The sequence below is a fragment of the Dyadobacter sp. genome (assembly GCF_017744695.1).
Taxonomy (GTDB): domain Bacteria; phylum Bacteroidota; class Bacteroidia; order Cytophagales; family Spirosomataceae; genus Dyadobacter.
Genome location: NZ_JAGIAS010000003.1, coordinates 638,821 through 664,706 on the forward strand (window position 1 = coordinate 638,821; position 25,886 = coordinate 664,706).

A 25,886-nucleotide genomic window follows, 5' to 3' on the forward strand; every position below is an offset into this window, starting at 1 on the left:
TTTTACAGCTTTATCAACATTTCATGAGCTTCCTTGTACAATCTATCCTTCGCGTCCACGTATCCCTTATAGCGCACGAGCCGTTCAAGCATGGCTTTGGCTATGGCGGGATTCCGCGTCATTTCGTACTTCGCTACTTTCATCATCGCATCCAACTTGTAGGATTGCTCATTGAAATCGTCGCCCGTTGCCAATGCATTATAAAAAGTCATCGCCTTTTCCACGTCGCCGTTCTTTTCCAGGATCAGGCCCGCATAAAAGGATTTCGCCGGATGCACTTTGTTTGTTTTTTCAAAAACGGCAACCATCTTTTTGCCAAAATCCAGCACAGTCTTGTCCTCCGATTCCGCTATAAATTGAAACGCGGCAGTAGCCTGCCATAACGAATGGCTCGGGTAATTCCGGATCAGCATCTTCAGTAGTTCAAGGCTTTTCGATGCGTTCGCCACAATGGCCTTGCCTGAATAGGATAAGCCCATCGCTGCCCCCAATGCTTCATGCACGAATACGTCTGTTACTTCCTGCGGTCGCTGTTTTTTCAAACGCGCCCCCATCCGGCTCGCATCAACTTCAAAATCAATGGATTCTGTCGCATTCAAAAGATAGTTACGTACAAACGAGGCCACAATCGGGGCGAGCAGCGGGTTTCCGAAACCCAGGAGTGCAGCCGCGGAATGCGCATTGGCCGGGGAAAGCAATATCAGCGACAGATTTCGTTGCGGCACGCGCAGCAGTAACGCCGAGCTGTTGTCGCCGTAGCCGTAGGACCAATGCAAGTCCACGTCAGCGATGGAATAAGTGAACCAGCCCATTCCCTGCGGGCTACCGGGATAAAACGGTGCCGTGATCTTACGGTAACGTTCATTGGACAACAACTTCCCCTCTCCTATCCCCGCCGAATAGCGCACCAGGTCCTGCACGCTGCTCATCATTCCGAAACCGGGCCCGCTTTGCATACCTGCCGGGTTCACGGGCCTGGGTACATACTTACCGGTTGCGGCATCCAGGCTATATTTTACAGCCACCCATTTCCGGAGATCGCCATGCTCCCGATCCGTGAAGCGTGTCAGCGTATGCGTCATTTGAAGCGGTTTTAAAATACCCTTTTCAATCTCCATGGTGAACGGGCGGGTGAGCTCTTCGGTGGTATCTACCGGATTGACAGCCGTAAAAGCATTAAAAACAATATTGAACTTGCTTCCATTATACACAAACGCCGATCCTACCGGGCGGCTTTCCGAAGTATGGCTAACGAGGTGTGCGAGCGTAGTCTGCGCAGTCCAGCGTTCCTTTGTAAAAAAGCGGTTCGGATACTTATCCACCGGGTCATTCAGCGAAAGTTTCCCCGCCTGTTCCAGTTGTTGTAATACAATGGAGGTAAGTGACTTGGTAATAGAAGCTATTTCAAAAATATGGTCTTTTGTGATCGCCACTTTACCGGCCGAGTCGGCATAACCTGCGCTTTTGAAAAACAATAGCCTGTCGCCCTCGGCTACGCCCAGCGCGTAAGCAGGCAGGTCAAGCATGCGTGCATAACGCTCGACGTCTTGCTCAAAGCTCCCCCTGCCCTGCGCCCGGGATTTTTGAGAAACATACAGCAAAGCCAAAAGCAGCAGTAAGTGTTTCATTCCGATCTCAATGATTTCACCGGATTCATCAAAGCGGCTTTCACACTTTGAAAACCCACTGTCAATAATGCTACGAGTATTGTAAGGAGGCCGGTTACCGGAAAAATCCACCACCGGATGCCTACATGGTACGCAAACTCCTGCAACCACTGCCGCATACCCAGCCACGCAACGGGCGTAGCGATCACGAGCGCAACGCATACCAGCGAGAGAAACTCGCCCGAAAGCATGCCCACAATGCTCCCCACTGATGCGCCCAGCACCTTCCTGACGCCTATTTCCTTCGTCCGCCGTTCCGCCGAGAATGCCGCCAGCCCGAACAGGCCCAGACAGGCGATTACCACCGCGATGCAAGTGAAATACAGCACGATACTGCCGGTTCGGCGTTCCTTTTCATAGTTTTTCTGAAAATCCTGATCGAGGAATGAATAAGCGAACGGAATGTCAGGGTTCAGCTTCTTCCAGGCCTCCCCCACCGACGCCAGCACGTGGGCGTAGTCTTTGGTTTTTACATCCGCAATGAAATACTGGTATTTATCCGTAATGCTGGTGGTAAGCGCATAGGGTTTGATTTCCTCATGCAGGCTGCGGAAGTTAAAATTTTTCACCACACCCACCACCTGTAAACTCCGGCGCTTGCCCGCCAGCTCGAAAAACACATTTTTGCCAATAACAGAAGCCGCGTCATAACCCAGTTCCCGGACGGCCGCTTCATTCAGGATAATGCTGCTGGAATCGCCACTGAATGTTTTGGTAAAGGAGCGGCCGGAAGCCATTTTCAGGCCCAGTGTTTCGACATAATCGTCGCCGACGGTTGCGAAATGAATGTCGACGGCGTCATGGACGGTCTTGTTTTCCGCATAAAAAAGCAGGTCTTCGATATTCTCGATCCCCGGATACACCGACCCGCTGGTGGCAGCCTCCACACCCGGAATGCGCAGCACTTCTTCCCTGAATGCATTGTAACTGGCGGCCGCTTTCGCGCTTCTGAATGGTATCACCAGTTTCTGTTCCTTGTTAAAACCCAGGTTTTGATTTTGAAGAAAGGACAATTGCTGCCCGATCACGATTGCCCCGAGAATAAGGATAATGGACACTGTAAACTGGAACACGACCAATCCTTTTCGCAACAACACCGCCGAACTGATGTTCGCCAACCTGCCTTTGAGCACGCTCACGGGCTTGAACGACGACAGATAGAAGGCTGGGTAAAGCCCAGCCGCAAGTCCGGTAAACGCGGTAATACCAGCCATCCAGTACAGGAATGCGGGGTGGGCAAACATATCCAGATTCTTGCCCGTCAGGTTGTTGAAATGCGGTAAAAGTAACTGCACTACCAGCACCGCGATCGCGAGCCCCATGACAGCCAGCATCATCGACTCACCCAGAAATTGGTATACCAGCGAATTCCTGACCGCGCCCATTACTTTCCGAACGCCCACTTCCTTCGCCCGCTTTTCGGAGCGCGCGGTGCTGAGATTCATGAAATTAATGCACGCAATGAGCAGCAGGAATACCGCAATCGACCCGAAAATATACAGGTAGGTCATGCTGCCGTTCGGGGCGACCTCATTCCCGATATTGGATTTCAGGTAAATGTCCGTGACCGGCTGAATAAACAACTCCTTGGAAATACCCAGCGCTTTCAGGTCCGCTGCACCGTGCCGGTTCAGGAACGGCGTCAGTTTGGACTCAAATGCTGCGGGGGCGACACCGTCACGAAGTCTTACGTAAGTTTGAAAAATGTTGTTTATCGCCCAGTTGTTCTGGCTTACGACCCAACCACCCATATCGCCATTCTGCATGGATAAAAAGAAGCGGGCATCGATATGCGACTTTTGGTCGTTCCGGTAAACGCCGGTAACCGTATAGTCAAAATCGCCGAAAGTCAGTCCTACGCGGATTACCTTTCCTACCGGATCGACGGGCCCGAACAGCTTTTCGGCCACCTGTTCGGAAAGGACGAGGGTATTAGGCCGGCTAAGTGCCCCATGCGCATTCCCGTATTTGAAATCGTAAGTCAATACATCGAAAAGCGTCGAATCGGCATAATAGCCGTTGCTTTCATAGAATCGTGTGGTTTGTCGGCCATCCCGGTTTTCAAGCAGCATGCGGTCCACGCCCGAAAATTTCAGTACGCGCGTCACCGACTCCACCTCGGGAAAATCCGATTGGAGGCCGGCCGCCAACGGTCCGGGTGTTCCCGCCCATTTTTCGTTCCGGCTCTCCATCGCAATACGGAATAGCCGGTCGGCTGACCGATGGTGCTTATCAACACGTAACTCATCGGAAATGTACAACACGATCAGCAGGCAAGTCGCCAGCCCCAGTCCCAGCCCGAATACATTAATAGCCGTATAGCCCTTGTTAGTCAAGAGATTGCGAAGGGCGATTTTCAGATAGTTTTTTAGCATTGTTTTTTTATTGGGAGGAAGGAGGATGGAGAAAAGGGAGGAAGGGAAGGGTAAAAAAAGCTGATCCGTTCCTCCATCCTCTCTTTCCTCCTTTCCTCCCATTTTCCTCATTCCGACCTTAACGATTTAACGGGATCCAGCAGCGCGGCCCTGATCGCCTGGTAACTTACCGTTGCCAGCGTGACGAGCATAGCACCGCCACCAGCTGCCGCGAAGATCCACCACGGGATGTCAGTTCTGTACTCATATTTTTGAAGCCAGCCGTTCAGGAAGTACCATGCCACAGGCGTTGAAATCAGGAAAGATATGATAACCAGCGCCACAAACTCCCGGGATAGCAATGCCCAAAGGTTGGATACGGAGGCACCCAGCACTTTACGTACGCCAATTTCTTTCGTGCGCTGCTCGGCGGTGAACGACGCCAGCCCGAACAAACCGAGGCAGCTGATAAAGATTGCCAGCGCGGCAAACACCGTTGCCAGCGTAGCAATGCGTTCTTCTGCCGCGAATTTCCGTGCATATTCCTGGTCTGTGAACTTGTAGTCAAACGGACTGCCCGGATTTACTTCACGAAATACGGCGGCCACTTTTTTGAGCGATTCACGTAATGGCAGCCCGGGTTTTAGTTTTACGCTGATCACATTCGCCCAGCCGTAATTAACCATAAATAATGTGGGTTGTACCGGACTAAACGGCGAACTCATTACCATGTCGCGGATTACGCCCACTACTATATGAGGGTTATCACCCCATTTGACCGTTTGGCCAATAATTTCGGATGGTTTCTTGAAACCCATGTATTTCAATGCCGACTCGTTTAGTACCATACCGCTCGAATCCGTCGAAAACTGACGCGAGAAATCGCGGCCTTCGATGAACTGCCAACCAACCGTCTTGCCGAAATCGTGGGTGACGGCGATTGTGCCAAAATTCTCGTGCATGCCAGGGTCCTTGCCGGGCCATGTGAAACCGCCGTTGTTGGAGTTGACGCTCGTAGATGGAGAAGAAGAGGTCGCCATATCCACCACCGCCCCGGTTTCCAGCAACGCGCTCCGGAGCCGGTTGTATTGGTTGGACAATTCAGGGGTATTAATTTCGACGGTAATCAGCCCATTGCGGTCGTATCCGACGGGCCGGTTTTTGGCATACTGGATTTGTTTGTAAACGATGGCCGTCCCGATGATCAGCGTAACGGAGACAGTGAATTGAAGTACTACGAGCACTTTCCTCGGCATGGCAGCGAAACGGCCCACGCTGAATGTTCCTTTGAGCACTTTTACCGGCTTGAACGACGACAAGTACAATGCCGGATAGCTGCCGGACAGCAATCCGGTAATCAGACAGAACAGCAGGCCGGCAGCCCAGAAATACCCGCTGGTAAATGGGAACTCCATCCGTTTATCGGCCATTTCATTGAACGCAGGCAACGCAAGTATCACTAGCAAAATAGCCATCCAAAATGCCACAAAAACGACCAGAAACGATTCACTGAAAAACTGGTTGATCAGCTGCGCCCGCTGCGAACCTATCGCCTTACGGATACCTACTTCCTTGGCCCGTTTCTCCGACCGCGCCGTGCTAAGGTTCATGAAGTTGATCGACGCCAGCAACAATACAAATATGCCGATCAGCCCGAACAGCCAGACATAGCGGATGCGCGCGTCGGGCTGACCTTTATCGTCCCAGGTCCCGTACAGGTGCCATTTCGACATCGGCAGCAAATAGATTTGCGGATTAAGAAACCGGGCTTCCGGTGTATGGTCTTTTTTTATGTTCTTGATTTTCGCCGAAACCGCTTCAAATGTGGTGTTTTTACGGACCTGCGCCAGCAACTGCCATGAGTTGTTGTTCCATTGCTCCTTGTTGCGCGCGTCTGCTACCCAATTCTGCGTGCTCAAATACAAGCTCCATGGCGCGATAAAGGTAAGGTCCCGGAACTCCGTGTTATAAGGCAGGTCTTCGTAAACCCCAGTCACTTTTACATCCAGGCGGTTGTCCAGCTTCACAATCTTGTCCATCGGGTTTTCCTTTCCAAACAACGCGTCGGCGACCGACTTCGAGATCATAATCGAATTACGGTCTTTCAGCCCATCGCGTGTGCCGCGCAACATGTGCAAGGCGAACATATGCGGAGCTTGCTCAGTGAGGTAGTTGCCGTTTTTGGTAAACTTGTTATTCTTATATGCCAGCACGTGCTCGTCATTCCACGAAGACTGGATCACATACTCGAAATCGTCCATATGGTGCTCTTGCAGATACTGCCCCAGCGGGTACGAGGTATATTGGCCATGATAGGTCTTCCCTTCGAAAACACCCTGTTCCATCACCTTCGCGATGCGGTCGTAGTTTTCGTGGTAGCGGTCGAACGCAAACTCGTCGTATACCCAAAGTCCTATCAGGATAGCCACGGCCATCCCCACAGCCAATCCGCCAATATTGATAGCCGAGTAGCCCTTACTTTTAATCAGGTTACGGAAGGCGATTTTTAAATAGTTTCTGAACATGATCGTCTCTTATTTATGAGGAAAAAAGGAGAATGGAGATAGAGTACCCGGAATTTCCATTCCTCCTTCCTCCCTTTCCTCCTCTACTCCCCCTTCAAACTTGTTACCGGATTCACTAACGCCGCCTTCATCGCCTGGAAACCCACCGTCGCGAGCGTAACGAGTGCAAGACCTGCGGCAGCGATTAGGAAAATTCCTGCATCGAGGTCAATACGGAATGCGAAATTGGCCAGCCATTGGTACATTACCCAGCCTACCAGCGGGAATGCAATGAGCAATGCGATCGCGAGGAGTTTGACGAAATCCATGGAAAGCATCAGCACCACATTGCTTACCGAGGCCCCAACCACCTTACGGATACCGATTTCTTTCTGTCTGCGCTGGGCCGTAAATGCAGCCAAGCCAAAAAGCCCGAGACAGGAAATAACAATCGCCAGTCCGGCAAAATAGCGCGAGAGTACCCCTACCCGTCGCTCCGAGGCATACAGCGCCTTGTAATTTTCGTCCAGAAACTGGTAATCGAACACCAGTCCCTTGTGATGGTCCTGGAATAGCTTGCGCAAACGCGCAATGGTTCCTTCCTCGGTACCGCTTTGAATTTTCACCATTACATTTGGCATAATGGGGTACATCTGGAAGAAGCAGGGCTTCACAGGCTCATATAGTGATTCGAAATTAAAATCCTTCACCACGCCGACGATCTGTCGCTCCATGCCCCAGAATTTCACCGTCTTGCCAACAGGGTCTTTCAGCCCCATACTTTTAATCGCCGACTCATTGAATATGATTTCATTCCGTGCATTCTGGTTTTGGGAGAAAAACCGGCCCTCGCGCAGCGTCATACCCACTGTTTCCATGAAATTATAGCCTACTTCCAGGTTCGAGAACTCGATGTCCGTCCCGGCAGGTTTACCCGGCCATTCGAAACCGGAAATCGCACCATGCTTGCCTGTAAGATTGTGGTAATAACTCGAAGCATTCACCACGCCAGGGGTGTTTTTCACCTCTCCCAGAAAACCTTCCGCCGCTTTCAATTTCAGCGAATCCATTTCGAGTGGTATTTCAAAATGAATAATGTGATCGCGGTTGTAGCCCAGGTTCCGGTTCTGGATAAACTGGATTTGCCGGTAAACGACGATCACCGAAACGATGAAAATCACCGACACCGCAAACTGGAACACAACCAGTCCCCGCCGTACGAGCAATTCGCCGGCGCTATTTTTCAGTTTGCCTTTCAAAACGGAAACCGGATCAAAACCCGACAGATACAATGCGGGGTAGCTTCCGGCCAGCAATCCGGTGACCAGCGTAATGCACAGCGCTGCGAAAATCAGCGTCGGATCGGGCAACAGGGAGATTTGCTTACCCGTAATGTTGTTGAACTCGGGTAACAGGAGCATGACCATGCCCACCGCCACCAGCAACGACACGAAAGTGAGCATCAGCGATTCGCTCAAATGCTGCATAACCAGCGAGCTCCGCAAAGCTCCCACCACTTTTTTGATCCCTACTTCCTTCATGCGGCCAGAAGCCTTGGCCGTGGAGAGATTCATGAAATTAATGCAGGCAATCACCAGGATGAACACAGCGATCACCGAAAACAGCCTCACATAAGTAATGCGACCACCCACCTGTACCCCATTTTCGAATTGCCCATGGAGATATTTGTCAGAATACCGAATGGCGAAAAGCTGGAAGTCGCTGTCCTTATTTTTGGTTTTCAGGAAATGCCGGATCTTTTCGTTAAACAACGCCAGGTCTGCTCCGCTTTTAAGTATTACAAAGGTATTCGGGTCGCTGTTACCCCAGTTTTCCATACCCGGCCGCCGCGCCTTGAACTGTTCGAAATTGAAGAGAATATCAAACTGGTTGCTCGCATTACGGGGATTGCTCTTGAACACGCCCCCCACGCGGTAAAGTCCGCTAAACTGCCCCTCGTCCCATTTCACGGTCTTTCCAACCACATTTTGTACAGTACCGAAAAGCTTTCCGGCCATTTCTTCCGACAGCGCAAGTGTATTCTTGTCGCCGGTCAGCGTGCGCGCATCACCCTGCGTGAACGGGCAGGTGAAAACATCGAAATAGTCGCTGCTGACAAACTGCCCCCCGGCTTTCAACTGCGTTTCACCAACGGACACTACGCCTTTGTTCGAAAACCATTCTGCCGGTACTACTGTTGTCGCCAACTCTACCTCCGGCATCTCCGCCTTCAATGCATCGGCCAGCAGGCCCGGGGTATACTCGCCGGTTTTGATACCATCCTCCTGCGGCTGGTTCACCATGATCTGGAACAACTGCGCATCGTTGGCATTATGCTTGTCGACCCGCAGTTCATCGGTCACCCAGAGGTAAATCAGCAACGTACAAGCGAGCCCGGTAGAGAGGCCCAGCAGATTAAGCAGCGTAAATTGCCGATCCTTGATCAGGCTACGCCATGCGATTTTCAGGTAACTTCTAAGCATAATTATTTATCGTTTTTGATGGGAGTAACGAGGAGGGGAGAAAGGGAGGAAGTGTTTCGTGGTCCCCTTCCTCCATTCTCCCTTTCCTCCATTCCTCCCTTATTCCCTTTTCAAACTCTTCACCGGATTCACCAACGCCGCCTTAACACTTTGGAAACCGACCGTTAGCAAAGCGATACCGGCCGCGAGAAAGCCTGCCCAGGCGAATATTCCCCAATGGATATCGATCCGGTAAGCGAAGTCCTGCAACCAGCGATTCATGAAATACCAGGCAACAGGGCTGGCGATCACGATCGCGACGAGCACCAGTTTCAGGAAATCCAGCGACAGCATTGCCGTAATACCCGCTACCGATGCACCGAGGACTTTCCGTACACCTATTTCCTTGGTCCGCTGTTCGATGGCGAAAATGGCCAACCCGAATAGTCCGAGGCATGACAGGCATACCGACAGCAATGCAAAAGTGGTTGTGAGGCGCGTCGCGAGTTCTTCGCGTTGATAGAACTTCGCGATCTCTTCGTCATAGAAACTGTATTCAAATACATTTTCAGGAAATTGTTTCTGCCAAACGGCACCGATCCGGCTGATCGTCGACGCATCCAGGCGGCTTAGTTTCACGCCGGCCCAGCGGTAGCGCGATTGATCGGCGAATACGATTGTCGGTTCGATGCCCGTGTAGAGATCGCCATTGTTGAAATCGGATAACACGCCCACAATAGTGCCGGTTTTGCCCGCATCGCCCACATGCAGCCGTCGGTTCAACGCAGCCTCGGGTGATTTCAGCCCCAACGCCCGTACCAGTTTCCGGTTGATCAGCAGCTCATTGAGCGTATCCGAATGCACCGGAACGCGGCCTGCAACGAGTTTCAATCCGTAGGTTTTCGCGAAATGGTCATCCGCGGCTCTCGACCGCGCTACGAATTTCTCCCAGTCCCGGTTTTCGAATTTGATCGTTCCGCCACCACTGGTCTGGACCGATGGAGCACTTCGGAAAAACGACAGGTCGGTAACCTCGGGCAATGCTGATAGTTCATTACGCAAAGCCGCTAGCTTGCTGGTTGCTATTTCAGGCAAATTCACATGCAGGATCAGGTCCTTATCCATTCCAAGATCTTTGTTTTTCAGAAATTCGGATTGCAGGATAATCAGCGTCGACACTGCGATCAAGACGAATGAAATGCTGAATTGTGTCACGACCAGCCCCTTTCTGACTGAAAAAAAGCTCCGGGTGTTTTCCTTCAACAAACCTTTAATCGCTTCCACCGGGTTGAACCTGGAAATGACGAATGCCGGATAAACCCCGGCCAGCACGACCACAAACAGCAGCAATACCAGGCAAAAAGCCAATAACTGAGGATCACGGAAAATATCTACACGCACATTCAGGCTCAGCCAATGGCTAAGCATCGGAGCAAAAAGCCACGCGAATCCTACGGAAATGGCGCCTGCGGAAAAGGTTACCAATGCCGTTTCCTGTATAAAAAGCCAAAAGACCTGCGCCTGCGAAACGCCGAGCACTTTTCGTACCCCCACTTCTTTGCTGCGTTTGAATGCCTGCGCAGTAGAAAGGTTGATAAAATTGAAGCAAGCGATGAGAACGAGTAATATCCCCACCGTCGCCAACACGATAATCGTGTTGTATTTGATCTTGCCGCCGTAAGCCATATTGAAGTGTACGTCCGGCAAATCCTGCAAATGGTAGTGAAACACTTTACCGTCGGCACCGTGGTATTTATTAGCGAATGCAGGCATTTGCGCTTCAAATGCAGCCTTGTCCTCCGGCGAACGAAGCGTTACAAAAGTTTCACGACTACCGTCGATCCAGCCCCAGTCTTCATAACCATATTCCGGGACAATCCTTTTCAGGGTAGGCAGTGAAACAAAAATATCTTGCTTAAAATCAGTTTGATCCGGATAATCGGCCAGAATACCTGCGATCACGAGGTTTTCACGGTTATTGGCGCGGATTACCTTCCCCATCGCATTTCTGTTTCCGAAATACTTCCGGGCATACCGCTCGGTTACGACGACCTGATTGGGTTCGCCCATCGCAGAAGCGCTACCACTAATCCATTTATAATCAAATATTTGAAAGAAATCCGGATTCGTAAATGCCACGTGGTCCTTTTCCATGAACTTGCGCGACGTCCCTTCGCGATCGACCCGGATGGTCAGCTCCTTATGCGCCACGTAAGCGGCATCCCGGACATAGCTGAACTCCTTTTTCAATGTTTCATGCAAAACATAAGCCGAGCCCCGCTCCTGCTCCACTGAACCATCTTCGAGGTGCAAGTCTACCACTACGCGATACGTCCTGTCGGCCTTGACATGGTATCTATCCACGCTCAGGTGGTAATTTACCAGTTGGAACAACACAATCGCACCGGCCATTCCCACAGCCAGGCCAATGAGGTTGATGCCGGCATAAACCTTATGTTTCGTCAGATTCCGAAGGGTAAACTTCAAATAGCTTCCAATCATGATAGAGTGTGTTTTGATAAATTATTCACTTCTTAAACTTTTTACCGGGTCAATCCACGCTGCTTTAATCGCCTGATAACTCACCGTCGCGAGCGAGATCAACAGCGCCCCTGCGCCTGCGAGGGCAAATATCCACCAGCTGATTTCGGTGCGATACTGGTAGTTTTGCAGCCATTCGCTCATGGAATACCAGGCCAGCGGCACGGCAATGAGGCTCGCAACGGCCACCAGTGAAACGAAGTCTTTGGAAAGCATGCCCCACAATGCCGCTACCGAGGCACCCAGCACTTTGCGGATACCTATTTCCCTGGTTCGTTGCTCGGCCGTGAACGAGGCCAGCCCGAACAATCCGAGGCAGCTGATCAGGACTGCCAGTGCGGCAAAAAAACCGGCCAGCTTGCCGATCCGCTCTTCGGTCCTGAATTTGGCGTCGTACTCCTGGCTGGCAAACTTGTATTCGAATGGCGCCGCAGGTACCAGCTTCCTGAATACATTTTCAATAGCAGGCAAAGCCGCAGCCGGGCTAACGTTCGGATTCAATTTGATATTGATCCAGTTGGGCGAACCAAACAGAAAGAAAACGGTCGGTTTCACCGGTGCAAACGGCGATTCCATCACCATATCCTTTACAACTCCGAGGACGGTGAAGGATTTGCGGATATTGTCGGTCATCCATTGGCTTTTCCAGGAAACGACCATTCCGACCGGATCGGCAACACCCAGCAAACGGGCCGCCGATTCATTAATGACGAAGCCCGATGAGTCGGAAGCGAAATCTCTCGAAAAATTACGGCCGCTGACGAACTGCCAGCCGGCTGTTTTGGCATATTCCGGCGAGACTGTCAGCGTGGCAAATGTTTCCACAAAACCTTCCGGCATACCTTTCCAGCTGAAACCTTCGTTGGACGACCACACGCCGGTAATCGGGCTTTGCGATTCGGCCGCTTCCTCCACCATGCCGGTATTCTTCAATTCTGTGCGTATAATGTCTGTTTTTCCGTAAAAATCATCGGTTTTCATGGGTACCATCATCAAACCGTCACGCGAGTAGCCAACGGGCCTCTTTTTGGCGAATTGGATTTGGCGGTAAACAATGCTGGTGCAGATGATCAGGGTGACGGAAATCGTGAACTGCAATACCACCAGCACCTGCCGCGGCGTGTAGACGAAGCGTCCGAAATGAGTCCGCAGCGACGCACCGGAGCTTTTGAGCACTTTCACAGGCTGAAAAGAAGTAAGATAAATGGCCGGATAGCTGCCCGCCAATGCAGCGGTAATCACCACAAAACCTACACTGGAAATCCAGAAATAGGCGTTACCCCACGGAATCACCATTTGCTTCGCGGCCAGGTTGTTGAACCACGGCAGCGACAATACCACCCCGACCAGTGCCACCATGAACGAGAGCAGCACTACCAGTAAAGATTCACTGAAAAACTGCCCGATCAGCTGCATTCGCATAGAACCGATCGCCTTACGTACACCCACCTCGCGCGCGCGCTTCTCCGAGCGCGCAGTGCTCAGGTTAACGAAATTGATACAGGCCAGCAAAAGCACAAAGAAGCCGATCAGACCGACCATCCATACGTATTTCACGGGGCCTTCACCCACAGCACCATTCTGGAAATCGGAGTACAAATGCCAGTCTTCCATTGGGTGTACCCACATTTCCGGCTGGGTGGCTGCCTCTTCCCGCATATCATCCATTTTACGGATCGCGTTCAGTTCCGAAAGACGGATGGACCCGCTGGCTGTTTTGAAATCGGTATGGTCGGCCAGCTGGGTGAAGATCCATATCGCGTGGTTGTCCCATTTCTTTTGTTTCATCCAGCGGTTTTTCTCCAAAAAATAGTCCCACGAACCCATGAACTGGACGTCGCTGAACCGCGTGTTTTGTGGAAGATCTTCATAGACGCCCGTTACTTTCAGATTCAGTTCGGTATCTACTTTCACGATCTTATTCATAGGATCGGCATTGCCAAAAAGCGCGCGGGCCGTCGATTGAGCGAGTATAATGCCCTGCTCGTCGTCCAGCGCCGCCCATGAACCACTTACCATACGAAGCCCGAACATTTCCAACGCCCCGCTCTCGATAAACTGGCCGTTACGCGACAATTTCGTGTCACCGGCTGTGAGAATTCTCTCGCCGGTCTGAGTAGAAGCAACAATGCGTTTGAAGTTGCCTCCATAATGCGTTTTCAACTCAGCTACATAAGGCACAGGCAGCGAGAACCACGTTTTCTTCTCCCCACGCTCGACACGGTTTTGCAGTACCTGCCCTATCTGGTCGTAATTTTTGAAATAGCGGTTGAAAGAAAGTTCGTCATAAATCCACAGGCCGATCAGCATAGCCACACCCATTCCGATCGCCAACCCGCCGATATTAATAGCCGAATACCCCTTGTTTCTCCAAAGGTTACGGAAGATGATTTTCAGGTAATTTTTGAGCATGATATTTTAGTTTTGGGGAGGAGGAAGAAAGGAGGAAGGGGACGAAAGGGCGTTGCGTTAATTGTCCTATCCTCCCTTTCCTCCATCCTCCCCTTATTCCGCTTTAAGCGACTTAACAGGATTGACCAGCGCCGCTTTGATACTCTGAAAACTCACTGTCAGCAAAGCAACGCTTACCACCAACACGCCCGCAAGCAGGAACACCCACCATTCGATGCTGACTTTATACGCAAAGTCCGACAGCCATTGGTTCATGCCGTACCACGCCAGCGGCGAGGCGATGACGATGGCGATACCCACGAGTTTCACAAAATCCTTGGAGAGGAGCGAGACGATACTCAATACCGAAGCGCCCAATACCTTGCGCACCCCTATTTCTTTGGTTCGCTGGATCGTCGTGAAAGCTGCCAGCCCAAATAATCCGAGGCAAGCGATCACCACAGCAAGCCCGGCAAAAATCCCGAACAGCTTTCCTACCCGCTGCTCGGATTCATACATATTGTTAAAGCGTTCATCCAGAAAAGAATAACCAAATGGGTTATCCGATGTCGCCTTCCAGATTTTTTCCACTGTTTTGAGCAAACCCGGAATATCTTTCGTTTTGACACGAATGGCCATTTGATACTGGTCGCCACCGTAGAACATCACCAGCGGAGCAATGCGCTCGTGCATGGAGCGGAAATGGAAGTCTTTGGTAACACCTACTACGGTATAAAACCGCTTGCTTTCCGGCGTACCGTTTCCAATGGTCCTGATGCGCTTTCCGATCGGGTCCTTCCAGCCAAATTGCTTCACCGCCGCCTCGTTGACCAGTATGGAAGCACTGTCCCCGCCAAAGGTTTTCGAAAAATTCCGGCCCTTAATAAGGCCTATCCCAAGCGTTTTCAGGTAATCCTCGTCTACCTGATACGTCGTAAAACGATAGGGTGTAATATTGTTCTCGGCATTTTCGGGCAGGAAACCGTCCGTAGCATTGTTGGAATTCCCCGCCGGCAAATAACCTGCCAGCGTCACGCTGCTCACGGCCGAAAGGTTTCCCAGCTGCTCCTTGAAAGTCCTGGCTTTATCACCCAGCAAATAGGTATCGTGCAGGATCAGTACCTGTTCTTTATTAAAACCCACATTTTTGTTCTGGATAAAACGGAGTTGCTGGTAAACGACCATTGTTCCAACGATCATCACGATGGAAACCACAAACTGAATGGTAACCAGCGTATTTCGAAGCCATCCGCTTTTTACACCAGCCTGAATGCTCCCTTTCAGCACCGCCACAGGCCTGAAAGCCGAGAGGAAAAACGCCGGGTAGCTTCCTGCAAGCAAACCGACGATCAAACACCCCGCGAGGGTATAGCCGATCATCCGTGCATTCAGAATGGATTGCAGATCAAACCGCTTTCCGGCGAGGTCGTTGAAACCGGGCAAAATCAGCACTACCATGCCGAATGCGACCAATAGCGAGAAAAATGTCACCAAAACCGATTCGGTAAGGAACTGCGCCATTAGCTGCTGGCGCACCGAGCCCATTACTTTCCGGACGCCCACTTCCTTCGCCCGTCCTGCCGAGCCCGCGGTGGACAGGTTCATGAAGTTGATGCAGGCGATCAGCAGGATGAATACCGCAATAGCGGTGAATATGTAGACGTATTTGATGTTACTGTTGCCTTCCAGCTCATTTTCGAGATTGGAAGTGAGGTGAATGTCGGTCAATGGCTGCAAACCGAAACCGAACTTATCGCCTTTCCGCAGGTATTCGTCATAGCTCATGCCCAGGAACTCCTGGATTTCGGGACCAATATATTTCCGCACCATCTGCGGCATCTGGGCCGAAAGTTTTGCTACCGGATAACCTTTACGCAGCAGGACATACGTATGCGCGCCACTCGACAGCCACTTCTCTCCCAGCGTGATCGATTTCATCGATCCAAAAAAGTTATAATGGAAATGCGAATTGGAAGGTACATCCTCGCAAACGCCCGTCACCCGGAACATACCGCTATTACCCATTTCGAGGCTTTTACCGACGGGGTCTTGGTTCCCGAAGTATTTCAATGCGGTGGACCGGGTGAGAACGATCGTCTTCGGCTCTTTCAGGACGCTGTTGGCATCACCTTTTAAAAGGGGTATGGAGAAGAAATTGAAAAAGTTGGAGTCGGTAAATACGACGCGTTCTTCCAGGAATCGCTTTTCGCCGTTTTTAACAAGGAATGTGCCGTTGGTGCTGAGCCTCGCGTACGCCTCCACGCCCGGGTAGTCGCGCAGCAGGGCGGGCCCTGCGGGAGCAGACGCGCCCGCGATGTTGATATCGTTGCCGCCGATCCGCCCGTGTAATGTGACCCTGAATATGCGGTCTGCATTGTGATTGAAGCGGTCGTAGCTCAGTTCGTGTTGCACGAAAAGGAGGATCAGCATGCAAGTTGCCAGCCCGATAGCCAGTCCGAAAATATTAATGGAAGCGAAAGCCTTCTTGTTCCAAAGGCTCCGGAGAGCGATTTTCAGATAGCTGGATATCATAACTGCGCCGGTTACGGGGTTTAAACGGATGGATTTCCCAATCCGACAGTCAAATTATGCACCAGCCAACAACAATATCACAATTGTCTGAAAATCAATTTTTTATATTTTTAGAAAACAAATCAACGGTGTTCACTATCGGACACGCCCCGTTCGATTTGGAACGGGGCGCGACAGATAGTGTCTATTCACTGCGCAAGCTCTTCACCGGGTTCATGATAGCGGCCCTGATGCTTTGGAAACTGACAGTCACGAAAGCGATGACGGTAGATAATGCTGCGGCGATCACGAACACCCACCAGTAAATATCGGTGCGGTAGGCGAAGTTTTCCAGCCATCGGTCCATTCCAAAATAGGCAATCGGCGATGCCACCACGAAAGCGATCAGCACAAGTTTGAGGAAATCCATAGAAAGCAGGCCCACAATGCTGGTAACGGACGCCCCCATGACCTTTCTCACGCCAATCTCTTTAGTACGTTGCATTGTGCTATACGACGCCAGCCCCAGCAAACCAAGGCAGGAAATGAATATCGCCAGGATCGCGAAGTTGAAAAACAGCTTCTCAAAACGTTCTTCGCTGCGGTATTGGCGGTCAAAGAATTCGTCCATAAAGTAGTAGGAGAACGGCCTGCCGGGGACAATTTCCTTCCATTTCTCCTCGACTGCCGCTACGGTTTCTTTCAAGCGGTTGCCTTCAATTTTCACCGAGACAAGCTCCGTTCCGCCCGGCTCGATGCGCATCGTAAGCGGTTTGATCGTTTCCTGCAAAGACCGGAAATGAAAGTCCTTGATCACCCCGATGATCTTGCCTTCGCGCCCCCATTGCTTGAACCGCCGTCCGAGTGCGTCTTCGGGTGTGGCATAACCCAGCAATTTCACCGTAGCCTCATTGATGACCATCGCCTGGGTTGTGTCCGTCCCGAATTCCCGGGAAAACGGTCGACCGGCGGCCATTTTCAGGCCAAATTGTGGGATATAGTCAAAATCAACGAAATAGAGGTCGAGGTTGGCGACCTGCAATTCCCCGCTTTTGTTCTCGATTTCAGAATATGCCCCCCGGTTCGGGCCACCCGGAACGCTGGACGATGCAGCAGTGGATTGAATGCCCGCCAATCCGCGCAGCGACTCTTTGAATGCCTCACGCTTGGGATCACCCTCGGTGCTGATCACCAGCATTTGATCCTTACTGAAACCGAGGTCACGGTTACGCATGTAGTTCATCTGAATGTAGACGATCATCGTGGCGATAATGAGCGCGATCGAGATCGAAAATTGGACGGTAACGAGCCCTTTTCTCAACAATACACCTTTGGTACTGGTAGAAAAGCGTCCTTTCAAAACCGTTACGGGCTCAAAAGACGACAGGACCAATGCGGGATATATACCGGCCAGAATGCCGATCAGAATCGCTGCAAGCAGCATATATACTAGAAATGAAGGATCGGCAAACAAGTCGGAAACGATCACTTTACCAGCGAGGTTATTGAAAACCGGCACCAATGCCGCCGAAAGCATGATGGAAAACACAAATGCAATCATACAAAGCAAGATAGATTCGCTCACGAACTGCCTTGCCAGCAGTCCTCTGGCCGCACCCACCACTTTGCGAATACCCACTTCCCTGGCCCGCTCTGCCGACCGCGCAGTAGTGAGGTTCACGAAGTTGATGCAAGCGATCAGCAAGATGAAAGCGGCTACAACCGAGAATACATATACGTTGCTCATACTGCCTTTCTCAGCTACATCCCGTTCCGATTTCAAATGCACATCCAGCAGCGGTTCAAGGAAAAGCTTGTACGACATTTTTGACTCACGCATAGTCTTGCCCGCGCGACGCTCGAGGTATTCGGGCAGCTTCTTTTCCAAAGCTTTGCTATCGCTGCCCGGTTTCAGGAGCAGGTAGGTCATCGCTCCGAAATTACCCCATTGTTCGTCAATCTCACGGTTGAAACGTTGTGTCATGGTCGTCATCGAAACAAACATATCGCCCTTGATTAGCGAATTCTCGGGAATATCTTTCATCACGCCGGTAACCTTCGCCGGGAGGCCGTCGCCGGTTAGCAGCAATGTCTGCCCGACCGGATCGCTGTCACCAAAATACTTTTTGGCTGCCTTCTCGGTAAAAACCAGGCTTAGCGGCTCTTTGAGTGCCGTTTTAGGATCGCCCTGAATTAATTTAAAGTCAAAAACCCGGAAAAGCGACGAATCCGCGAATACAGTGGCTTCCTCCTGAAATTTGATATCCCCTTTCCGTACCAGGAAACTGCCGCCATTAGTTCGTGTGTAGGCCTCGACCTCCGGAAAATCCTGCTTAATCGTCGGCCCGAAAGCCCAGGAAGTAATACCCGCGTTTATGGTTTCGGAAGGCGTGATCACGTCGGTCACCAGCCGGTAAATGCGGTCGGATTTGGAGTGGAAAGCGTCGTAAGTCAGCTCGAAATTGACGTACATCGAAATCAGCAAACAGGCCGACATCCCGACGGTCAGCCCCATAATGTTGATAAACGAAAATACCTTATGCTTCCACAAGTTCCGGAAGGCGATTTTGAAATAATTTTTTAACATGACAGTCAGGTAAGATATGGCTTTCATCTCCATACCTATTAAATGCATACCAGAAATCATAACAATTGACAATCAAATACATACGCACGAAAAATAAAAGCCCGGCTGTCCGAAAACGAACAGCCGGGCATGACACCTGTGCGCACAGATCAAAGATTGGCAAAATGCTGTGTCTCGGCATAAACCACGGTTCCGTTACTCAAAATGGCATAAGCGCGGTAATAGTGGTTATTTATACAAATCTGCGGTCCTCTACCTTGATTTTCACCTTGTGGAGAACGGCATGTCAAATAGCTGAACAAAAACCTAGTCATTCCTTAGTGACGCCGCCGGATTAACCATCGCTGCGTGAATGGCTTTCAGACCCACGGTGAGCAGCGTGATGAGTAACATCAAAGTGATAGTAAGGAAATGCACCCATAGCGGAACGCTGATCCGGTACGCAAAATCCTCTAACCAATGCGACATGAAGTACCAGGCGACCGGCATGGCTATCACGCCTGCAATAAGGACCAGCACCACAAACTCCCTCGAAAGCATTCCGACGATACCCGCAGCCGAAGCACCCAATATTTTACGTATGCCGATTTCCTTCGTCCGCGTTTCGGTGGTAAAAGTGATGAGTCCAAAAAGTCCCATGCAGGCTATGAAAATGGCGAGTATCGTAAACACCGAGAACATTCCCGAAAGCCGCATTTCGCTTTTGAATGTCTCATTGAATGCGTCATCGAGGAAATAGTATTCAAAAGGTGTTTCGAGATCGTATTTCTTGAAAAGCTTGCTTATTGTTTTGACCTGGGCAATAATATCCGTTTGAGTGTCTAAGCGCACATATAATATACCCCGCGAAGCGCCTTGCATACGGAGCATATTGGTGGTATCACCGGCTACCGACAACATCATGGCCTTGCCGCCATGCTGCACATCCGAAAAGTCAAAGTTCTTCACGATGCCGTCCAACGTCATCCCTTCCATGATTTGCTGGCCAATCGGATTGCCTTCGATACCCAGTTCGGCAACGGCCTGCTCATTCAGCAAGACCTGGTTACGGCGGGCGCCGGCTGTCGGTGATGTTTTCCATTTTAATCCCAAAGTGCTCACAAACTGCTCATCCACCACCATTTGCGCCACCGCAATATCTTTTTTGGTGATTTTGTTTGGAATGAAAAACATATTATACCCCTTAAAAAGCCCCACGTTCGCAAATGTGGCGTTTGCAACTCCTGCCTGCTCCCGCACCGCATTTCGGAACGGAATGTAATTGGCCGCCATCGACGGCCCAATGGGAATGCTTAGTACCTGTTCCTTATTGAGCCCCAGCTCTTTTCGCTGCATGAAGTTCAGCTGCTCGCGCACAATCAAGCTACCGACAATGAGTGCCATGGAAACCGCAAATTGAAAAATAATAAAAACCCGCCTAACACCAATCCCGCCGATATTACCTGTGAACCGCCCCTTGATTACCTCCAACGGCGCAAAGCCGGACAATACAAACGCCGGGTAACTTCCCGCGACCAAAGCGGTCAGCGCGAGCAGACCTGCCAGAAATGACAAGAAGAAAGGGGATATCACAAAGGAAGTGTCGATTTTCAAACCCAGCAATGTATAAAATGGCTGGCTCAGATAAAAAACCATCAGTAAGCCCAAACTGAAAGCCAGCGCACACACCAACGCCGATTCCATATAAAATTGGCTGCTCAGTCCCATGCGTGTAGCGCCTACTACCTTCCGCACGCCCACCTCACGTGCGCGTTGGGTAGCCCGCGCGGTGGTGAGGCTCATGTAATTGAAGAGTGCCAGCATCAGAATAGCGATGGCCGCGACTGTGAAAATCGGGATGAGCTTGCTGTTTCCGGAGTTGTCGAATGCGCCTCCGAGGTGCATATCGTCGAGACTTTCCAACAAATATTGTGGTTTCAGCTCGCCAGCGATCTCCTTCAATGGTTTGAGGTGGTTCATTCCCTGCTCTGCTTGTACCTTCAATGCTCCGGCCTTCAAAAGCAAATACACGGTAAAATTCCCGAATCCGGCCTCCCAGTTTTTCTGGTTTGTCTCGCTCAGCCTCGGGTAGGTAGCATTGGAAATGACAAAGTCAAAATCGAGGGAAGAATTGGACGGCGGGTCCTGTGCAACACCCGTGATCTGAACGAGGTGTTTTCCTTCATACAACAGCGCTTTGCCAATCACATCGGTATTGCCGAAATATTTGACCGCCACACGCTCCGAAACGACCATTGTAAATGGCTTCTGCAACGCATCTGCCACATTCCCCTTTTCAAGCGGAAAGCTGAATACTTTAAAAAACGACGGGTCGGCAAACAGGATGTTCTTTTCCAGGATCGCTTCCTCTTTCCGTCCGGGATCTGCGATCGCAACACTTCGGTACGAAGGTAAGATTCTGACATAGTCCGCTACCTGCGGCATCCCTTCGGCCAGCACTGGTGCGAAACCAGCCCCAAAATTGCTCATCTGCATTTCGTTGTCACCCATTTTCACCTTGCCCAGCACGCGGTAGATGTCGCTGTGCCTGCTATGGAACCTGTCGTAACTATGCTCATGGACTACGAACATCAATATGAGCGTCGAAACACATATCCCGGCGGCAAGCCCGAGGACATTGATCAGTGAATAGGTCTTGTGCCTGAAAAGACTTCGGATGGCGATTTTGAGGTAGTTTTTAAGCATAAGTATCGTGAGAAGTACTGCTATTGCTGATTGAAATTATCCAGACAACAAATCCGTACCAGCAAACCAAAATATTCAATATCAAATATTTACTCCAAAATCACTGTCCAAAACCGGACATCTATTCAACTTTCTATTTACATCAAACAATAATGTACATTAGTAATGGACACTATTGTTTGATAGCAAAATACAATGTTGTATATTTGAGTTATTAACTCGGACGATGATCTTAAAAAGCACGATAGCGAGCGTAGCGGAAGCACAGAAAGCCAACCTCTCCGTCCTTGAACTGGGATTGGCGAGAACCGCATTGGACAAACTACCCGATATCACCTCACACGCGCTCATCGTTTCCGGCGTGAGGCGTTGTGGCAAAAGCACCCTGCTGCATCAGCTGCTGCGCGAAAAGCATCCAAACGCCTTTTACCTGAACTTCGAAGACACCCGATTGTATGATTTCGAACCTTCCGACTTCGTCCGCCTCGACAGCCTGGTGACAGAGATGAGCCAAACCGCATTATTCTTTGATGAAATCCAGATCGTCGACCGGTGGGAAACCTACGTACGGCAAAAACTGGACGAAGGTTGCAAAATCGTGATCACCGGTTCCAACGCCTCGTTGCTAAGCCGAGAATTGGGCACGAAACTCACCGGCCGGCAGATTACCAAAGAGCTCTTTCCGTTTTCCTACACCGAGTTTTGTGCATATAGAAACGCAGCGCCTTCGGCGGATACCACCCGCGACTATATGGCGACAGGCGGTTTCCCTGAATATGTAAAATCCGGATTGGAGGAGATCATGCACCATTTGTTCGAAGACATTCTGATACGCGACATCGCCGTTCGTTACGGCGTGCGCGACGTGCGGACCTTGCAGCGGCTTGCGTTGTACCTGGTTTCGAATGTAGGCCGGCTGATCACCGGTAACAGACTGAAAACGATGTTTGAGGCAGGTTCTACGAGCACGATGATGGATTATCTTTCGTATTTTGAATACACCTACCTCTTCCATTTCGTACCAAAGTTCAGCTATTCGCTACGTAAGCAGCTCATCAACCCGCGCAAGGTGTACGCGATCGACACGGGTGTGGTGAATGCGAACTCCGGCTCGTTTACAGATGATTTCGGCAGTGTATTCGAAAACCTGGTTTTCCTGCACCTGAGAAGAAATTACAAGGAAATCTATTATTTCTCGGAAAAGAGCGAGTGCGACTTTGTGCTCTCCGAAAAAGGTACGGTGCGTCAGGTGGTGCAAGTTTGCTACGATCTCAATCACGATAATATCGACCGGGAATTAAAGGGACTTTTTGAAGCCATAGCGCATTTCGGATTGACGGAAGGGACGCTGGTGACGTTCAATCAGACCGACGAATTCGAACTGGGCGGTATGAAAGCGCATGTCGTTCCCGCTCATCGATACCTGGCCGATTGACAAAAATGCCGGGCCCGAAAGCCCGGCGTTCATGTTCAGTTTCCGCCATTCTGTACGTCGTCGTTGCGAATACCTCTTTTATTCTTCTTGATATCTTTCAGCTTTCCAAACTTGTAGTTCAAACTGAAATTAAATGACCGGAAGTAATTCCAGCGGTCGGAGAACTGATCGAAATCCGGGCCGAAAGTAGAGTTGTGGAATCTTCTGAATTTCGTAAAAGGGTTGCTCACAGCAGCTGAAAGCGATAATTTATCCTTCACCACGTCCTTGCTCACACTAAACGAAGTGCTTTGGATCGAGTTCGTAGTGCCTTGCAGGTTCACACCCGGACCATTGGCGTTCAGGTTTGCATTCACGCGCCAGTCTTTCGGCAGCTTGTAACCCGTTGAAAGCGAAAATTGGTACATTACCCCGCTGTTGGTCGTCTCAATCCCGTTCACCATGCCGGTTACCTTGCCGTGCGCAATGCGGAGGTTCGTGCTGAAATTCCATTTTTTGGTGATAGGGTAATTGGCATTCAGGTTACCGCTGATAAGTCGTGCACGGCCGGTATTGCCATAAGAAGTCCGTGTGATCTGCGTTTCGGGATTGTAAACGGCAATCTGGAAGATCAGGTCTTTGAAATGGGTATAACCAACCCCGAAATTAATACTACCCTTTTTTGACTTATTATAGCTCAGTTGCAGATCGTTCACATACGCAGGTCGCAGGTCGGGGTTACCGGTGCGTTCAAAGCTTGGGTTCGAGCGGTCCACGAACGGGTTGAGCTGCCAGATACCGGGCCGTTGAATGCGCTGGGTGAAACCGAAGTTGATTCCCGCATTGTTTTTGAGCTTCCGGTTAATCGAAACCGAAGGGATAAAGTTGAAGTAATTTTGCTTCACTTTCGAATCGGTGGAGATAAAGTCCGCGTCGATGATCGTCTGCTCCACGCGTGCTCCGGCCTTCACGCCCCAGTTTTTGAAATTGTACTGATACGTGTTATAAGCGCCAAATACCTTTTGTGTGTTATTGTATTTGTTGCTCATAGCCGCGTCCAGGCTATATGAATTGGTCTCCGGGTCGAAAACCAGATATTGAAAGTCGCTTTTGTTGTCGCGCACAATGCCCTTCAAACCGGCTTCGATATTCAGCTTTTTGACCGGATATACCAAATCAACCTGGAATGTCTGCTCCGAAAAACTCTGGTCGTTGACCTGCCGGTAATCCGGGCGGTCATAATTGATCCGGTCGGAGATACCGATGTTGCCATTTTGCTTGTTGTCGTAGCCATAATAGCGGTAAGAAAAAGTCAGCAGGCGACTTTTATCTGACTTGAAACCCTTCTGATAGTTGATTGCCGCATCCCGGCCGTTGCCACGGTCGGAGCTTTTACTGCTGGCATTGTAGCGTTCGAGAATTTCTTTATCGGCATTCAAGAGCGATGACTGGTAACCATTCTGACTATTTCGGCCGCCATTGACATTCAATTGCGCGCTCAGCAGGTTGAGCGTATCCACTTCGTAGGTAATCTCGTAGCCGATATAACCATTCTTGTTGTTAATCTCGGTCCAGCCGCGTTGATCGAGCTCCGTCGGATTCGTACCCGTAGTCGTACGGTTCGTAATCGACTGCGTAGCCGGGTTTTTATATTGGTTCAAACCTGCATTCAGCGACATTCCGATCTTCCCGAGCTGGGCCGAGAGCGAGCCACCAACTCCCGGTCCGCCCGTCGGGAAGCGTTCACTGACATTGAGCGTTCCGTTATAGCCGTTATCTATTTTTTTGTTGGTAATGATGTTGATAATCCCTGCCAGGCCTTCCGCATCATATTTCGCAGGCGGCGTCGTGATCACCTCGATCCGTACAATGGACGATGCCGGCATGCTTCGCAGCACATCCTTATAGCTTCGCTCGACCATGCTCGACGGCTTGCCGTTGATCAGGATCTTGAAATCGGTATTGCCTTTCAGCGAAATGTTGTCCTCCGCGTCGAGCGACAGATATGGCACCTTACGCATCATTTCGAGCACGCTGTAAACCTTGCTCTCGGGATCCGCTTCCAGGTCGTAACTAATCCTGTCGACCTCCTGTTTGACAATCGGTTTCAATGCAGTAACGGTCACTTCTTTGAGCCCGACGGCCTGCTGGCTGATCGTGACATTCCCCAGGTCGACCTGCCGGCGCGTGCTATCGGTCAGATCCACGTCGATCGTCTTGTTTTTGTACCCTACCCCAACCAGGACCAGCGCGTATTTCATCGGTTTCAGGTTTTGAAACGCGAATGACCCGTCGGCCTTCGAAAAATCGGCTTTGACGGCAGTGCTTTTATCCTTCATCAAATTAACGGTAATAAAATCCAGCACCTTACCGGTTGCAGAGTCGGCCACAACGCCTTTGATACTTCCGCTCGCAGTGATCCCTGCCGCAGGAGCGCCTGCCGCAGGAGCGCCTGCCGCAGGAACGCCTGCCGCAGGGGCGCCTGCCGTCGGCGCGACTTGCGCAAATGAATCCTGGCAGCAAACCAATCCCGGGATCAGGATGGACATGAGTAGTTGGAATAATGTTTTCATGGAGAAAAATTTCATGGCTAATAAATTTTGGAATGGGCATAGGAATTCCGGCAAGAGATTTTGGGCTCTTTCGGACAGTGACCAGTGTGTCAATGAATTATGTAACAGACATTCAGTGACGCACGGATGCAGACTAACCTAAATTTGACATTACAAATGTATTGTAAGGTACTTTGTGATGCAAGGTACTAGGCCTG

General features: G+C 50.6%; 11 protein-coding genes. 1 reads left to right on the top strand and 10 read right to left on the bottom strand.

All coding sequences use genetic code 11. From position 1 onward, the window contains the following. Positions 1-2: 2 nt before the first annotated feature. From J7619_RS14735 to J7619_RS14775, 9 genes are all read right to left on the bottom strand, one after another. Positions 3-1,628, bottom strand: coding sequence for a serine hydrolase (locus J7619_RS14735; RefSeq protein WP_291199571.1), 1,626 nt, complete (start codon positions 1,626-1,628; stop codon positions 3-5). Beyond that, positions 1,625-4,153 (bottom strand): ABC transporter permease, encoded by a 2,529-nt coding sequence (locus tag J7619_RS14740; RefSeq protein WP_291199574.1) that lies wholly within the window; start codon positions 4,151-4,153, stop codon positions 1,625-1,627. The genes J7619_RS14735 and J7619_RS14740 overlap by 4 nt, the downstream gene beginning before the upstream one ends. Then, positions 4,150-6,546, bottom strand: coding sequence for an ABC transporter permease (locus J7619_RS14745; RefSeq protein WP_291199577.1), 2,397 nt, complete (start codon positions 6,544-6,546; stop codon positions 4,150-4,152). Before J7619_RS14745 ends, J7619_RS14740 begins: the two co-directional genes overlap by 4 nt. Positions 6,547-6,629: 83 nt before the next feature. Then, positions 6,630-9,008, bottom strand: coding sequence for an ABC transporter permease (locus J7619_RS14750; RefSeq protein WP_291199580.1), 2,379 nt, complete (start codon positions 9,006-9,008; stop codon positions 6,630-6,632). Between the two features lie 99 nt (positions 9,009-9,107). After that, positions 9,108-11,489: an ABC transporter permease gene (locus J7619_RS14755; protein ID WP_291199582.1), complete on the bottom strand. Its 2,382-nt coding sequence runs from the start codon at positions 11,487-11,489 to the stop codon at positions 9,108-9,110. 21 nt (positions 11,490-11,510) lie between these two features. Next, entirely contained in the window at positions 11,511-13,940 is a 2,430-nt protein-coding gene (locus tag J7619_RS14760) for an ABC transporter permease (protein WP_291199585.1), read from the bottom strand. 93 nt (positions 13,941-14,033) lie between these two features. Further along, positions 14,034-16,451: an ABC transporter permease gene (locus J7619_RS14765; protein WP_291199588.1), complete on the bottom strand. Its 2,418-nt coding sequence runs from the start codon at positions 16,449-16,451 to the stop codon at positions 14,034-14,036. 184 nt (positions 16,452-16,635) lie between these two features. Then, entirely contained in the window at positions 16,636-19,044 is a 2,409-nt protein-coding gene (locus J7619_RS14770; protein ID WP_291199591.1) for an ABC transporter permease, read from the bottom strand. Between the two features lie 279 nt (positions 19,045-19,323). Continuing rightward, positions 19,324-21,702, bottom strand: a complete 2,379-nt coding sequence (locus tag J7619_RS14775) for an FtsX-like permease family protein (protein WP_291199594.1) — start codon at positions 21,700-21,702, stop codon at positions 19,324-19,326. 226 nt (positions 21,703-21,928) lie between these two features. Here J7619_RS14775 and J7619_RS14780 point away from each other — a divergent pair, with 226 nt between their 5' ends. Continuing rightward, positions 21,929-23,137: an ATP-binding protein gene (locus J7619_RS14780; protein ID WP_291199597.1), complete on the top strand. Its 1,209-nt coding sequence runs from the start codon at positions 21,929-21,931 to the stop codon at positions 23,135-23,137. Between the two features lie 35 nt (positions 23,138-23,172). Here J7619_RS14780 and J7619_RS14785 read toward each other — a convergent pair whose 3' ends face one another. After that, positions 23,173-25,689, bottom strand: coding sequence for an outer membrane beta-barrel family protein (locus tag J7619_RS14785; RefSeq protein WP_291199600.1), 2,517 nt, complete (start codon positions 25,687-25,689; stop codon positions 23,173-23,175). Positions 25,690-25,886 lie beyond the last annotated feature (197 nt).

Coding starts and splice junctions, on each gene's coding strand:
- J7619_RS14735 (WP_291199571.1), bottom strand. CDS start 1,628: ATGAAACACTTACTGCTGCTTTTGGCTTTGCTGTATGTTTCTCAAAAA.
- J7619_RS14740 (WP_291199574.1), bottom strand. CDS start 4,153: ATGAGGAAAATGGGAGGAAAGGAGGAAAGAGAGGATGGAGGAACGGAT.
- J7619_RS14745 (WP_291199577.1), bottom strand. CDS start 6,546: ATGTTCAGAAACTATTTAAAAATCGCCTTCCGTAACCTGATTAAAAGT.
- J7619_RS14750 (WP_291199580.1), bottom strand. CDS start 9,008: ATGCTTAGAAGTTACCTGAAAATCGCATGGCGTAGCCTGATCAAGGAT.
- J7619_RS14755 (WP_291199582.1), bottom strand. CDS start 11,489: ATGATTGGAAGCTATTTGAAGTTTACCCTTCGGAATCTGACGAAACAT.
- J7619_RS14760 (WP_291199585.1), bottom strand. CDS start 13,940: ATGCTCAAAAATTACCTGAAAATCATCTTCCGTAACCTTTGGAGAAAC.
- J7619_RS14765 (WP_291199588.1), bottom strand. CDS start 16,451: ATGATATCCAGCTATCTGAAAATCGCTCTCCGGAGCCTTTGGAACAAG.
- J7619_RS14770 (WP_291199591.1), bottom strand. CDS start 19,044: ATGAAAGCCATATCTTACCTGACTGTCATGTTAAAAAATTATTTCAAA.
- J7619_RS14775 (WP_291199594.1), bottom strand. CDS start 21,702: ATGCTTAAAAACTACCTCAAAATCGCCATCCGAAGTCTTTTCAGGCAC.
- J7619_RS14780 (WP_291199597.1), top strand. CDS start 21,929: ATGATCTTAAAAAGCACGATAGCGAGCGTAGCGGAAGCACAGAAAGCC.
- J7619_RS14785 (WP_291199600.1), bottom strand. CDS start 25,689: ATGAAAACATTATTCCAACTACTCATGTCCATCCTGATCCCGGGATTG.